The organism is Halomonas sp. DP4Y7-1 (genome assembly GCF_019800705.1).
GTDB classification, from domain to species: domain Bacteria; phylum Pseudomonadota; class Gammaproteobacteria; order Pseudomonadales; family Halomonadaceae; genus Halomonas; species Halomonas litopenaei_A.
The window spans coordinates 154,510-168,002 of the sequence record NZ_JAHVKS010000001.1; the positions used below are offsets into that span (position 1 = coordinate 154,510).

The following is a 13,493-nucleotide window of genomic DNA, read 5'->3' on the forward strand; positions in this document are numbered from 1 at the left end:
AGCAGAGGCCAGGTCGCCGCTTCACCAAAGGCGAACTATCTTTACTCTCAGTGTGTGATAGAAGCGTTGGCACAACGTTGAGCGATGGCGGAAGTGGGAGCCGTAGCGAACCGCACCGCGCAGGCGACGTCGTGATGCAGACACACTGACCTAGATACAGTGAGCTGGACAGATCGTGACGCGGACACAGGGCTGGACACTCAAGGACTAGACACACAGGGACGAGACATCGTGACGCAGGAGGCCCCATGTCGGGACTGCGCTCGCCCGATATCGGGCCTATCGTCGGACATACCACCGCCCATAGTTGCCGGCTGTGGGTGCGTGGCATCACTCCCAGCGACGACGGAGTCGATCTTAGCGCCTCGCTGAGAACCGTGGGGCTGGTAGCCGTGGTGGAAGATAACGGGATGCCGTGTCGGCTGGCAGGTAGCCCACCCCGGGCGCATGCTTTCTACTTCCGCCTGCATCGTGAATTCGACCGCACCGGCACCTTCGAGCTGGGTGCCGAGCAGGGCCTTGGCGCAAAGGACGGTGTCGCTCCGCTGGGGCAGCCAGATGGCGTGGTGCCCCTGGCGCCGGACACCCGCTACCGGGTGCGTGTCGCCACCCTGACCCTGGATGACACCACCCCAGACGTCGAGAGTCTCAGCGATAGCGAGATCGTGGCGCGGCTGCCGGATATCGGCGGCATGTCCAACTTGCTGGCCAGCCTGGAGGGTGCTCACTGCGAGGCGGAATTCACGACCTTTCCGGAGCAGCCGTCAGCCCGTCTGGCCTTTCTGTTGGGGTCCTGTCGCTATCCAGGCACGCTATGGAAGACCAAGGAGTCGGACCGCATCTTCGGTCCCATGCAGCAGCACCTGCGCCCCCGAGGCAGCCGAGCGGCAGCGCGCTTCAGTCTGCTGGTCGGTGACCAGATCTACGCCGACCAGTACAGTCGCTACCTGCCGATCGGTCGGGCCGATACCTTCGCGGAGTTCCAGGAGCGCTATCGCACGGCCTTTGGCTCGCCGCTGGCGCGGCGTTTCCTGCGCCAGGCCCCGGTGTACATGATCCTCGACGACCACGAGATCGAGGACAACTGGCATCGCGACCGGCTGAGCACCAAGCGCGAGCTGTTCAACGTCGCCATCGGTGCTTACATGAGCTACCAGTGGTCCCACGGGCCACGCAGCTTCGGTCGCCACCTGCACTATCACTTCGACTGCGGCGGTTATCCCTTCTTCGTCTGCGATACCCGCACCCATCGCACCTACGGGCGCGAGGGGCGGGTGATGGACAATCACCTGCTGGGGCGGCCCAGTATCGACCCCCTGCACCCCTCTCAGCTGGATCTGTTGCTGCAATGGCTGAGCGACCAGCAGGCGCGGTGGGGAGCGGTCCCCAAGTTCATCGTGACCTCCACGGTGTTTGCCCCCAGCCCGTTGGACGAGCGACTGGACCCCAGCCTAGATGGCCACGACGACCAGGCGGCGGTGGACCTGGCGCGCACCAACCTGTCACGCCGAGCCGACAGCGACAGCTGGTCCGGCTTTCCAACGACCCGCAAGGCCTTGATCGAACACATCGTCACCGCAGGTATCGACAACGTGATCTTTCTCAGCGGCGACGTTCATTGCGCCAATATCGCTGAGATGCATGTTGAAGAAGAGGGAGGCGGCGGCGGGCAGCGGCTCTACGACATTACCTCCTCGGCCCTGTACTGGCCGTTCTTCTGGGCCGATGGAGACCCCAACGGCTTCGTGCACGACTCCCGGGTGGCGGGACAGCGCGATGGCTTCCCGCTGTTCGACGGTGCCATGACCCTGCACTACCGGGCATACGGCTTCTATCAGCAGGAGAACTTCTGCCGCCTCGAGGTGGATCGCCAGCGCCATCGGCTGAGGGTGAGGGTGCTGGACAGGGACGGTCACGAGGTAAAGGTAGCGGGACCGAATGGCCAGACCGTGGCCTATAACGACCTCGAGCTGAGTCCCTGGTAGCCGATGAACGTTGGCAGTTGAGGCGAGCCAGGGGAGCAACCATCGTGGCAGGGAGGTGCGTGTGAACAGAATCACCATGGCGCCAGGCTTGACCTTCGAGGAGAGCATGTCCGGCCACTTCTCGCTGGATAGCCAGATGCCCGAGCGCGGTGAGCGGTTGGGACATCGCGAAGGCACCGAGCTTGCGCTGCACGCCAAGATCCAGATCGACGACATGAATGCCTTTCTGGCCGACGAGCATCACCACGGCAAGCTGGGTGGCGTGGTTGACTTTGCCCCCCTGGGGCTGGGCCTGGTCATTCTGGAAGGCGATTTTCAGCTGTTTTCCCAGGGGCCTGGAGCCGGGCGTCAGATGGTCTACGATGCGTTGCTGGAATACGGCCACAGGCGACTCTTTCTGCATGGCGTCAAGCGCGTACACGATGATCCTGGGCCCGATCTGTGGAGAGACACCACGACGCTGTACACCACCTTGCATGAAGGTGTCAGCGACACCGCCGATATCATAGGGGCGGGGGTACTCCACCTGGGGGTAGCGGAGCTGATGGCCATGCTCGGGACATTGACGCCCAGCGGTCGGGGGGACCTGGCGACGGTCGCGGACTTTGGTCGCTTCTTCTTCGGTGAACTGTGGCACCTGTATGCCCCCTGGGTGATCCGCCGGGAGTCCGACGCATGAGCTACGACGCGATTGTGGTGGGCTCCGGATTTGGTGGCGCAGTGGCGGCCTGTCGTCTGGCCGAGGCTGGCCAGCGGGTGCTGGTGCTGGAACGAGGACGGCGTTGGGAGCGCGAGGACTTCCCGCGGGGGCCTGACGATGACTGGTGCTTCGACGTTGAAGAACCGCGGGGCCGCCATGGCTGGCTCGACCTGCGCTTTTTTCCGCGCATGGCGGTGGCCCAGGGGGCGGGGGTCGGCGGTGGCTCTCTGGTCTACGCCAATGTCTCGGTGCCTGCCCAGCCGTTTGCCTTCGACAGCGGCTGGCCGGAGGCCATCAGCTACAGCGAACTTGCGCCCTACCAGCAGCGCGTCGGGCAAATGCTGGAGGTCTGTGAAGTGCCCTCGGCTCAGGTCAGCGAGCGCCACAAGCTGCTGAAGCAGGCGGCGGAGGCCAGCGGGCACCCTGAACGCTTCCGCTCGCTGCCCTTGGCGGTGCGCTTTGACCCGGACTGGCATTACCGGCTGGAAGAGCCGCATCATCGTCGGCACAGTCGGCAGAGCCTCAATGCCTACGGCAAGTCCCAGGGGACCTGCATCCACTGCGGTTACTGCGATATCGGCTGTCCTGTGGGAGCACGCAATACCCTGGACCTCAACTATCTGGCCAGGGCAGAGCAACTTGGCTGCGATATTCGCCCGCTGAGCCTGGTCCGCTCGCTGGTGCCAGAGGGCGATGGCTACCGGGTCACCTTTCAGCATCTCGAGGGCGCGCCAACCATCCGCCACGAGCGAGCCGAACGGGTGATCCTGGCGGCGGGCTCGCTGGGTTCCACCGAGCTTTTGCTGCGGGCTCGCGACCAGTACCGCACCTTGCCGGAACTGTCGCCCCTGTTGGGTCATCGCTGGTGCGCCAACGGCGACTTCCTGACGCCCGCGATGTATCCGAATCGGCGTATCGATCCCTGTCGCGGCCCGACCATCAGTGCGGCTATCGACTTTCTTGACGGTATCGATCAGGGCCGGCGTTACCTTGTCGAGGACGGCGGCTACCCGGACCTCATAGGCCATGCGCTTTCGCGGCTGCTGGCCCATTCCTCTGTCGCCGGCATGCTGCGAAGCGGCTGGCGTGCGGTGCTGGCGGAAACGCTCAAGCACAACGATCCGGATCGTTGCCTGATGCCGTGGTTCGGCCAGGGCGTGGATGTTGCCGATGGCGTGCTGCGGCTCTCGCGCCGTTGGCTGGAGCGAGAGCCCGCGCTGTCGCTGGATTACCGCGTGGATGCGTCACGCTCGGTGGTTCAGGCCCTGTGCGATCGACACAAGCAGTTGAGTGAGCTCACCGGAGGCGTCGCCATCGAGCCACCCAGCTGGCGCCTTTTGGATTACCTGGTGACGCCTCATCCCCTGGGAGGCTGCCCCATGGGCGAGAACCGTTGGGACGGGGTGGTCGACCACGCCGGCGAGGTATTCGGATATCCGCGGCTGTACGTGCTCGACGGTGCCATCGTGCCGCGCGCGCTGGGGCTGAACCCATCACGCACTATTGCTGCCCTGGCCGAACGTGCCATGGCGCGGATGTTGGCCTGAGAAGACATTGCTGCCTGGGCAGGATGAGGCTCTTCGGTGGCGGCAGGGTCGATGATAGAGAGGTGACCCCATGGTCCGGGAAATCGCACTGCACACCCTGGAAGGCGTGACCGATGCCGAGATCAGCCAGCATGGCTTCTGTACCGGTGACGGCCTGGGGCTGTCGTTGCTGCGTTTTGTCCGTAGTCGCGGTTCCAGTTCCTGCGCCAAAGGGCGCCGGGCGGTCATGATCGTGCATGGGCTGACGACATCAAGCGACATGTTTATCCAGCCCGAACACCGCAACCTGGTGAGCTTTTTGCTGGACGAAGGGATCGACGAGGTGTGGACGCTGGATTTCCGCATGAGCAACCGCCACCCCTACAACCTGCAGCCCAGCCGCTATTCCATGGATGACTGCGCGGTGTATGACATACCGGCAGCGGTGGCGGCGATTCGTCGCCTGACCGGCGATCCCGCCGGGGATGAGCTGCAGCTGCATGTCATTGCTCATTGCCTGGGGTCGATGAGTGTCGCCATGGCTCTGTTTGGCGGCACCATCCGGGGGATTCGCTCCTGCGTGCTCAACAGTGTGGCGTTGACGCCCCACGTGCCACGCTGGTCGATGGTCAAGGGCCACGTGTTTCCCTTTATCGTTGAGCGCATCCTGCAGCAGCCTTATGTCAGCCCGCGCTGGAGCGACGACCCTCGACTGACCCTGGGCAAGCTGCTGTCGAAGGGCGTCTCGCTGTTTCACCGGGAGTGCGACGTGCCTGCCTGCCATATGCTGTCGCTGATGTGGGGCACCGGCTGGCCGGCGCTATATCACCATCACAACCTGGACGAGCGCACCCACCGGCGAGGCGGAGACCTGTATGGCCCGGTGGGGCTCAACTATCACCGTCACGTCATGAAGATGCTGCGCCGAGGGCATCGCACCGTGAGAATGCGCAAGGCGCCCGAGTATGACGTCTTGCCCGATGACTACCTGGTCGCCGCAGAGCGCATCGAGACGCCATGCCTGCTGCTTACCGGCCGCGATAACCGAGTCTTCAGCGACAGCAATCTGCATTGCCACCGCGCACTGGAGAAGGCGGCGCCTGGTCGCCATCGCCTGGACATTGTCGAGGGCTATGGTCACCAGGACGTGTTCATGGGGGCGCGGGTCGACCGAGACGTGTTCCCGCGCTTGATGGACTTCATCAGCGCCAATGCATGAATCGCAGGCGGTGAGAGACCAGGCGGCCTAGCTCTTGAGTCGCCGGTGGGCCCATGTCACCAGCGGCGGCAGGGCGATCAGCAGCACGGTGATGCGCAATAGATGGTGGGAGGTGACGAACGCCGGCTCGATGTTGAGCGATAGTGCCACCAGGCTCAGCTCTGGCGCGCCACCCGGCATGTAGGCCAGCAGGGCCGCGGCGACGGACATGCCGGTCAGGGCCTGGCCGACCCAGGCGGCGATGACCGCCAGAATCACCAGAATCAGCGCCTGCACCACGGCCAGCCCTAGATGTCTGGCCATCTCCGACAGCGCGACCCCGACGAAGCGCACGCCGACCGAGGTGCCGATGACGACCTGGGCCAGGGCGATCAACGCAGGCGGAAGCACCGCGTGGGTCATGCCCGAGAAGTGCAGTATCGACGACACCAGGGCGGGGCCGAACAGCAGGGCGTTGGGCAGGCGCAGGACCTTGCCTACCAGTGCGCCCAGCGCCGCCGCTGCCACCAGCCACGCGGTTCCGCTCAGGGTGGGTAGTTCACTCCAGCGGGTGGGCCCGTTGCTGGCGCCGGCCAGATCTACATGGCCCATGATGGTGAGGATAGGAGGAATCGCCAGCAGTAGCACCAGGATGCGCACGGCGTGGGTGATGCCCACCGCCTTGAGATCCGCGCCGGACTCATGGGCCATCATCAGCAGCGCCGACAGTCCACCAGGGGCTCCAGCATACAAGGCCGTGTCCAGCGAGTGCCCCGCCACCTTGTAGCTGAAGGCGACCGCGACCACCATCATCACCGCCGTGGCAGCGAGCATGATGGCGGCACTGGCCAGCCAGTCCGAGAGATCGCCTGACAGCTCCGGGGTGAAGGCCGAACCCAGCATGACGCCGATCACCACCAGAACCCCCTTGCGCAGGCGCCCGGGGGAACCCAGTTTGATGCCGGTCAGGCTGATCAGGGTGGTGGTGATCAGCGCCCCCAGCAGCCACGGGAGCGGCAGATCGATGAGGTAGGCCAGGTAGCCGCCCACCGAGCCCAGGGCCAGGGTGGGAAGGAATCGCCAGGCGCCGGAGGGAAGAGAAGAGGGAATGGCGGGCATGGCGTCTCCTGGCAGGGCGACCGGCAGTGGGTCGTGGGTAAGTAAGAATGTCGGGGATAGTGGTGATCGGATCAGATGGCCGTCGATGTGGGTCGTGGATAAACGGCGCGCGGCGCCATCAGGCGCCGCGCAGGGATAGCGTCAAGACTGTGCCGACGGACGCCGTTTCAGCAACATCGGCACCAGCCACGGCAGCACCAGCAGCGCGATGGCGGCGATCCACAGTCCCAGCGAGATGCCGGACTGCCACAGGATGGAGGTATCGCCTCCGCTGATCGCCAGAGCACGGCGCAGGTTCTCTTCCATCAAGCCGCCCAGCACATAGCCGAGAATGACCGGGGCCAGCGAGAAGCCCAGCTTGCGCAGCAGGTAGCCGAACACGCCGATGATCAGCATCAGGTAGATGGCGGTCAGGTCGGAATGCAGCTGATAGACCCCGACGAAGGATAGCACGGCGATGGCGGGCACCAGTACCCAACGGGGGATCGTCAGCACCTTGGCGAACACCCCGGCCAGGGGCAGGTTGAGAGCCAGCAGCACCAGGTTGCCAATATACAGCGACGCAATCAGACCACCGGCCACTTCCGGGTTCTGCGAGAACATCATCGGGCCCGGCGTGATGTTGTAGAGCATCAGCGCGCCGAGCAACACGGCGGTGGTGCCGGAGCCGGGAATGCCAAGGGTCAGCATGGGCACGAACGAACCGGCGGCAGAGGCGTTGTTGGCGGCCTCGGGGGCGGCCAGGCCGCGCATGTCACCGGTGCCGAAGGTGTTGTCCTTGTCGACCAGGCGCTTTTCGGTGGTGTAGGAGACGGCACCAGCGACCGAGGCACCGGTACCTGGCAACACCCCGATGATGAAACCCAGCACCCCTGAGCGCAGCATGGTGCCCTTGCAGGCCAGCACTTCCTTGAGGCTGACGAACACGCGTCCCAGCGGTGGCAGCTCGTTGTCCACGTCCTTGCGATGGGCGTGTTCCAGCATCAGCAGGATTTCGCTGATGGCGAACAGGCCGATGATCATCACTACAAAGTCGATGCCATCGTAGAGCTCCGGCATGCCGAAGGTGTAGCGCATGACGCCGGTACCGGAGTCGACGCCAACGGTGCCGATCAACACGCCCAGCACGGCGCCGATGGCAGTCTTGATTGGATCCTTGCCCATCATTACGGACATGGAAGAGAAGGCGAACACCATCAGGGCGAAGAATTCAGCGGGACCAAACATCACCGCGACCCGGGCCAGTAGTGGGGCAAACAGGGTCAGGCCGATGATGGCGATGGTGGCACCGATGAAGGAAGCCACGGCAGACAGGCCGAGCGCCGGGCCGGCTAGGCCTTTCTTGGCCAGCGGGTGGCCGTCCAGGGTGGTCATGACGGCGCCGGCATCGCCCGGCACGTTGAGCAGAATGCTGGACATCCGGCCGCCATATTCGGCGCCGGTGTAGATACCCGCCAGCAGAATCAGTGCGGACTCGGCCGGCAGGCCCAGGGTGTAGGCCAGCGGCATCAGGATGGCGATACCGTTGATCGGTCCGATCCCCGGCAAAGCCCCGAACAGGGTGCCCAGCAGGGCGCCAAGAAAGGCCAGGCCAAGGTTGAGTGGCGTCAGGGCAACGCCGAAGCCTTCGATAAGGAAGTCGAACATGGGGATACCTTGAGCAGGAAGCGGTCGCGTCGGTGGCCTGGCTTACCAGGGCAGGCCGGGCAGGGTGATGCCAAGGCCGTGGGTGAACAGCCACTGGCCACCGAAGGCCATCAGCACACCGGTGGCAATGGCCTTGGGCCAGCTTGCCTCGAACAGCCGGGCGAGGGCGGCGATCACCAGCATCGAGCTGATGGCAAAACCAAGGCGCGGGAACAGCAAGGCGTAGACCAGCAGCAGGGCCAGGACGCCGACCAGGCGCAGCGCCAGGCGCTTGTCCGGCCAGTGGCCGTTCTCGCCGGGACGAATCACCAGCACCACAGACAGCAGGCCCAGCAGGATCGAGAGCCCCAGAGGAAAGGCCTTGGGGCCGACGGGGTCGTAGCTGAACGGCACCTCGAGGGACAGGGCGTTGACGGCGGTAAACGCCGCCAACCCCATCAGGGCAATCCCCAGACAGCGGTCGGCGGCAAGACTCATTGTGTCAGACCCACATCAGCGGCCAGCTGCTTGAACTCCGCAACCTGATCCTTCACGTAGCCGTCGAAGTCATCTCCGAACAGCGCCATGGGGAACAGGCCACGAGCTTCCCGCAGCTCGGCGAAGGTGTCGTTCTCGGCCAGCTGTTCGAACTTCTCGACCCAGGCCTGGTAAGCCTCATCGCTGACCTCGGGGCCCATGTAGTAGCCGCGCCAGATCGGCCACTCGACGTCATAGCCCTGTTCCGCGGCGGTGGGGATGTCGGCGTAGGGGCCGTCGACGCGCTCTTCGGCCAATGCGGCCAGGACTCGGATATCACCGCTTTCCAGCTGCGACTTGAGCTCGGAGAGGTCACCGGTGAAGACCTGGATGTGATTGCCAAGCAGAGCCGCCAGGGCTTCGCCGCCGCCTTCGAAGGCCACGTAGCGAAGGCTTCTGGGGTCGACGTCTGCGGACTTGGCGGTGAGGGCTGCCTTCATCCAGTCCTGGCTGCCGACACTGCCGCCGGCACCGAAGGCGACCTGGGTCGGATCTTCCTGCAGCGCGGTCATCAGCTCTTCCAGGTTCTGCCAGGGAGCATCGGCCTTGACCACGATGGCACCGTAGTCGACGCCGAGCGCACCGACCCAGCGCACTTCGCTGGCGTCATACTGGCCAAACTTGCCCAGCGCCAGGTTGACGGCGGCGCCTGTGCTGGCAGCAACGATCAGGTTGGGGTCATCGGTACGCACGCCGTTGACGTGGTTGTAGGCTACCGCGCCGATGCCGCCGGGCATGTAGGTCACCAGCATCGGGTCTTCGATCAGCCCCGTCTCGAGCAGGCCATTGGCGGCCAGACGGCAGGTCAGATCGTAGCCGCCGCCGGGCTTGGCCGGAGCGATGCACTCGGCGTCGTCGGAAGCCTGGGCCGTGCCGGTCGTCAGGCTGGCACCCAGCAGCAGTGCAGCAAGGCCTGCGGGAAGGGCTATGGTAGTCTTCATGCGTACTCCTGATCAGATATTATTATGAGTCGACGAAAGTGATGGGTGTTGCCGACGGCGCCTGGCACGGCGCTGGCGCAAGCTAGCGCAAGATAGTGGCGTGCAGCACTGGCCAACCGGAGCGAAGCATACGGCGCGTATCGTCAGCCCAGCGGATGCTAGGCCTTCTAGCTTTCATCAACCTGTCATCCACCTGATTTACGGATAAGACATTAGTCTCATGCGCCTTCTCGTCGTTGAAGATGATGCCCTCATCAGCCGCTCCTTGGTGGAGGCCCTGACACCGCTTGGCAACACTGTCGAGGTGCTGTCGACCCGTGCCGCCGCGCGCTCAGCGTTACGCCAGGGTGGCGTCGACCTGGTGCTGCTCGATATCGGGCTGCCTGACGGTGATGGCCTGTCGCTGCTGGCCGAGATGCGTGATGGCGGCGATCGCACGCCGGTCATCCTGCTGACGGCCAGGGATGCTCTCGATGACCGAGTCAGGGGACTCGACCTGGGGGCCGACGACTACCTGGCCAAGCCCTTTCAATTGGCCGAGCTGGAAGCGCGCGTGCGCGCCTTGCTGCGGCGCAGCCAGCAACGTGCCGATAACCGCCTGAGCCTTGGCCCACTGACCTTCGACCCGGCCAGCGGTGCCGCCAGCCTGTTCGGTGAGCCCATGGCCCTGCCTCATCGCGAATTGCTGTTGGTCGAGAGCCTGCTGCTGCATGCCGGGGCCATTGCCCCGCGGGAAACCCTGGAAGGGCGTCTGTTTGGTTTTGGTGAGGTCGGCTCCAATGCCCTTGAGGTCTATGTCAGCCGTCTGCGCAAGCGGCTCAAGGACTCTGGACTGCGGATTCGCACGTTTCGGGGGCTGGGATATCGTCTGGAAGATGACGCGTGATGTCGTCTCGACAGTCTAGCCATGGAGCGATGCCGTGATCACCCTCGGGAGCTCGCTGAAACGGCAGTTGCTCGGGTGGTTGTCGGTCACCGTGTTGCTGTTGGGCCTGGCGTTGATGGCCGAGGCCTGGATCAGCAGTCAGCGCGCGGCGAATCGCGCCTTCGATGCCCAATTGCAGGCGGCTGCACTGACGATCGCGGAAGCGGTTCGCTGGCGAGAGGGGGTGCCCCATGTGGTGGTGCCCGAAGCGGCGCTGCAGATACTCTCCACCGACAGTCAGGATCGCGTGTTCTATGCGGTGCTCGACGAGGACGGCGGCGTGCTGTCGCGCAACTGGCCGGTGGTGATCCCCTCCGCCTGGCAGGACAGGCTGGATGCCGGTGGCCTGTCCCGCGACTTGATGACCTCCGGGGGTGATCTGCGGGTCCATGGGCAGCGGGTGGCCTCGGCGGGTTGGGTCAGTCAGCTGCCGGTACAGGTCTGGGTCGGTCACACCCTGGAAGGCCGCAAGGCGCTCGCCTGGGCGCTGTTCCGCGGCTCCCTGTCGCGGTTTGTGGCCATGGTGCTGATGACCAGCGCGCTGATGGGGCTAACCGTGCGCGCAGTGCTGCTGCCGCTGCGACGATTGCGACGACAGCTCAGGTCGCGTAGTGCCGATGACTTTCGGCCATTGTCGGCCAAGGTGCCCCAGGAGCTGCACGAATTGGTCCAGGCCCTGGATCACCTGTTTGCCCGTCAGCGCCAGGGACGGGAAGATCTGCTGCGTTTTACCGCCGATGCCAGCCACCAGTTGAAGACCCCATTGGCCGGGTTGAAGACCACCTGTGAACTCGGGCTTCGCAGTCATTCCCCAGAGCACTGGCGCGATGCGCTGGTACGGGTGCACCAGCGGGTCGACGATACCAGTCGCCTGGCGGGACAGTTGCTGTCGTTGGCGCGCCTTAGGCACCTTGACCAGGATCAGGGATGCCCGGCGCTGGAGCTGACCGCGCTGGTGCGCGATGTTGCGCTGGACTGGGCGGGGCGAGACCAGGCCCGGGATCACGACCTGGGGCTGGGCGAGGTGCCCGCCGGGCCTGTGCTGGTGCGCGTCGAGGGTTGGGCGCTGCGAGAAGCGCTGGGCAATCTGATCGACAATGCGCTGCGCTATACCCCGGCAGGGAGCGCGATAACGGTGATGATGGAACGAGAGACCTCGTCCAGGGACTTGGCATCTCGGCGTGTTCAGGTGTCAGTGATGGACAATGGCCCGGGCGTCAGCGACATGGCGCTGGCTACCCTCGGCCAGCCGTTCCAGCGGGCGGGGCGCCAGGACACCGCTGGTTCAGGTCTGGGACTCGCCATCGTCGAGACCACGGCCCGCCGAATGGGGGCAACGCTGTCCTTCGCGCACTGCCAGCCCCAGGGGTTGAGGGTGACACTGTCGCTGCCGCTGGCCGACGACGAGATGCAACAGGCTCCGCTGACAGCGGCGTCAGAAGAGAAGAGCGACGTGCCAGTAGGGGGGCAGGCATGAAGCCTTGGCGAAGCATGCTGCTGTGGGTGATGGCGCTGTCGCTGGTGGCAGTGTCGCTGGCGGGCTGTGGTGATTCACAGGACAGCGTGCCGACGGTGGAGGATCCACTGGTGATCTCGGCCGCTCTTGATCTGGATGTGGTCGAGCCTCTGCTTGAGGCCTTCCGCGACGCGTATCCGGAGATTCCGTTGAGCTTTATCGACCGGTCGACGCTTGAGGTGGATCGCAGTGTGGTGGCAGGCTCCGCGTCGGCCGATCCTAGCGAGGAGTCTCAGCCAGGGGGCGCGGAGTGGAGAGCGGAGTGGAGAGCAGAGCCCCCTGACGTGGTGATCAGCTCTGCGATGCCCTGGCAGATGGACCGCGCCAACCAGGGGCTGGCTCAGCGTCTGCAGGGGGCCGAAGTCGACAGCTGGCCAGCCTGGGCGCGCTGGCGCGATGAGGTGTTCGCCTTTACCTTCGAGCCGGTGGTGATGGCCTATCGACTCGACCTGTCCCGACACATGCTGCCACCCCAGAGTCATGGTGACCTGCACCGCCTGCTGGCAACCGAGGCAGAGCGGTTGTCCGGCCGGGTGACGACCTACTCACCGCTGGACAGCGGTGTGGGCTATACCCTGGCACAGCAGGATGCACGCTATTCCTCGCGCTTCTGGGATCTGGTGGCGGCGATGGGGGCGGTCGACACCCAGCTGGAAGCCAGCACCCGAGACATGTTGCGGGGGCTGAGCGACGGGCGTTATTGGCTGGGCTACAACCTGCTGGGGTCCTACGCCATGGTCTACGCCCAGGAGCATCCTGAGGTCATCGTGCAGGTGCCCATGGATTACTCCCTGGTGCTGATGCGTCTGGCGTTCGTTCATCGTCACGCCCGCCATCCGCAGGCGGCCGCCACCTTCGTCAAGTTTCTGTTGAGTCGAGCCGGCCAGCATGTGCTGGCGGGGCAGACCCCACTGTTCAGCATTCGCCCCGACGTGACCGGGCCCTATACGGCAGCACGGCTGCGCTCTCAGGTCGGGGAGAGGCTGTATCCGATTCTGCCCAAGGCGTCCTTGCTGGCGTTTGTTGATCCGGTGCGGCGCCAGGAGTTTATCGATCGCTGGGAAGCACGCTTTGGCGATAGCGCAGGCAAGGCCGACATCGAGGCACCGTCGGAGATAGAGGCACCGTCGGAGATAAAGGGTGAGACAGCGGATGCGAAAGCATCGATCGACACGGGGTCACTCTCGACACAGGGAGACTCTCGATACAGATAAGCAGTGGGCGCAGATGAAGCTGGGCTGTCGCGTCGATAGCGGGACTTCATCGAGGGCAGGCAGCGCCCGTCACAGGCGGGCTTGAGGACGGTGCAAGAGGGCGCAGGACAGGGCCGGGCCATGGCAGTATCGAGTGGGCACATTGCCCGATGGTGGGGCGAAACGTTATAATGTGCGATTAACTTCTTCCCTCCCTCCAAGCCTCT

At 64.7% G+C, this 13,493-nt stretch carries 11 protein-coding genes; 7 read left to right on the plus strand and 4 right to left on the minus strand.

The features are described 5' to 3' along the window. Nucleotides 1-248: 248 nt before the first annotated feature. The 4 genes from KUV72_RS00635 to KUV72_RS00650 all read left to right on the plus strand — a co-directional run bounded on the left by KUV72_RS00635 (nt 249) and on the right by KUV72_RS00650 (nt 5,430). The gene (locus tag KUV72_RS00635) at nt 249-1,985 is read left to right on the plus strand and encodes an alkaline phosphatase D family protein (protein WP_222237090.1); all 1,737 of its coding nucleotides are present in this window, start codon (nt 249-251) and stop codon (nt 1,983-1,985) included. Nucleotides 1,986-2,046: 61 nt separating this feature from the next. Continuing rightward, entirely contained in the window at nt 2,047-2,664 is a 618-nt protein-coding gene (locus KUV72_RS00640) for a hypothetical protein (protein WP_222237091.1), read from the plus strand. Further along, nucleotides 2,661-4,232, plus strand: a complete 1,572-nt coding sequence (locus tag KUV72_RS00645; RefSeq protein WP_222237092.1) for a GMC oxidoreductase — start codon at nt 2,661-2,663, stop codon at nt 4,230-4,232. The genes KUV72_RS00640 and KUV72_RS00645 overlap by 4 nt, the downstream gene beginning before the upstream one ends. A gap of 70 nt (nt 4,233-4,302) precedes the next feature. Further along, nucleotides 4,303-5,430, plus strand: a complete 1,128-nt coding sequence (locus KUV72_RS00650) for an alpha/beta fold hydrolase (RefSeq protein WP_222237093.1) — start codon at nt 4,303-4,305, stop codon at nt 5,428-5,430. A 27-nt stretch (nt 5,431-5,457) separates the two neighbouring features. Here the strand turns inward: KUV72_RS00650 and KUV72_RS00655 are convergent, their stop codons facing one another. The 4 genes from KUV72_RS00655 to KUV72_RS00670 all read right to left on the minus strand — a co-directional run bounded on the left by KUV72_RS00655 (nt 5,458) and on the right by KUV72_RS00670 (nt 9,632). Beyond that, entirely contained in the window at nt 5,458-6,528 is a 1,071-nt protein-coding gene (locus tag KUV72_RS00655) for an AbrB family transcriptional regulator (RefSeq protein WP_222237094.1), read from the minus strand. Between the two features lie 141 nt (nt 6,529-6,669). Beyond that, nucleotides 6,670-8,175, minus strand: coding sequence for a tripartite tricarboxylate transporter permease (locus tag KUV72_RS00660; RefSeq protein ID WP_206940114.1), 1,506 nt, complete (start codon nt 8,173-8,175; stop codon nt 6,670-6,672). Nucleotides 8,176-8,217: 42 nt separating this feature from the next. Then, on the minus strand, nt 8,218-8,652 hold the full coding sequence (locus tag KUV72_RS00665; RefSeq protein WP_222161618.1) for a tripartite tricarboxylate transporter TctB family protein: 435 nt from the start codon (nt 8,650-8,652) through the stop codon (nt 8,218-8,220). After that, the gene (locus KUV72_RS00670) at nt 8,649-9,632 is read right to left on the minus strand and encodes a Bug family tripartite tricarboxylate transporter substrate binding protein (RefSeq protein WP_222237095.1); all 984 of its coding nucleotides are present in this window, start codon (nt 9,630-9,632) and stop codon (nt 8,649-8,651) included. Before KUV72_RS00670 ends, KUV72_RS00665 begins: the two co-directional genes overlap by 4 nt. Before the next feature lie 220 nt (nt 9,633-9,852). Between KUV72_RS00670 and KUV72_RS00675 the strand changes: the two genes are divergently transcribed. Genes KUV72_RS00675 through KUV72_RS00685 form a run of 3 tightly spaced genes read left to right on the plus strand, consistent with a single transcriptional unit; the run spans nt 9,853 to nt 13,287 of the window. Continuing rightward, entirely contained in the window at nt 9,853-10,518 is a 666-nt protein-coding gene (locus KUV72_RS00675) for a response regulator (RefSeq protein ID WP_206940108.1), read from the plus strand. A gap of 34 nt (nt 10,519-10,552) precedes the next feature. Beyond that, on the plus strand, nt 10,553-12,034 hold the full coding sequence (locus KUV72_RS00680) for a sensor histidine kinase (RefSeq protein ID WP_222237096.1): 1,482 nt from the start codon (nt 10,553-10,555) through the stop codon (nt 12,032-12,034). After that, nucleotides 12,031-13,287 carry an ABC transporter substrate-binding protein gene (locus KUV72_RS00685; RefSeq protein WP_242520700.1) on the plus strand — a complete coding sequence of 419 codons (1,257 nt, stop codon included), beginning with the start codon at nt 12,031-12,033 and terminating at the stop codon, nt 13,285-13,287. Before KUV72_RS00680 ends, KUV72_RS00685 begins: the two co-directional genes overlap by 4 nt. The last annotated feature ends 206 nt before the right edge of the window (nt 13,288-13,493 follow it).

Excerpts from the sequence above, each read along its gene's own strand:
- KUV72_RS00635 (WP_222237090.1), top strand. The coding sequence starts at position 249 with ATGTCGGGACTGCGCTCGCCCGATATCGGGCCTATCGTCGGACATACC.
- KUV72_RS00645 (WP_222237092.1), top strand. The coding sequence starts at position 2,661 with ATGAGCTACGACGCGATTGTGGTGGGCTCCGGATTTGGTGGCGCAGTG.
- KUV72_RS00650 (WP_222237093.1), top strand. The coding sequence starts at position 4,303 with ATGGTCCGGGAAATCGCACTGCACACCCTGGAAGGCGTGACCGATGCC.
- KUV72_RS00655 (WP_222237094.1), bottom strand. The coding sequence starts at position 6,528 with ATGCCCGCCATTCCCTCTTCTCTTCCCTCCGGCGCCTGGCGATTCCTT.
- KUV72_RS00660 (WP_206940114.1), bottom strand. The coding sequence starts at position 8,175 with ATGTTCGACTTCCTTATCGAAGGCTTCGGCGTTGCCCTGACGCCACTC.
- KUV72_RS00665 (WP_222161618.1), bottom strand. The coding sequence starts at position 8,652 with ATGAGTCTTGCCGCCGACCGCTGTCTGGGGATTGCCCTGATGGGGTTG.
- KUV72_RS00670 (WP_222237095.1), bottom strand. The coding sequence starts at position 9,632 with ATGAAGACTACCATAGCCCTTCCCGCAGGCCTTGCTGCACTGCTGCTG.
- KUV72_RS00675 (WP_206940108.1), top strand. The coding sequence starts at position 9,853 with ATGCGCCTTCTCGTCGTTGAAGATGATGCCCTCATCAGCCGCTCCTTG.
- KUV72_RS00685 (WP_242520700.1), top strand. The coding sequence starts at position 12,031 with ATGAAGCCTTGGCGAAGCATGCTGCTGTGGGTGATGGCGCTGTCGCTG.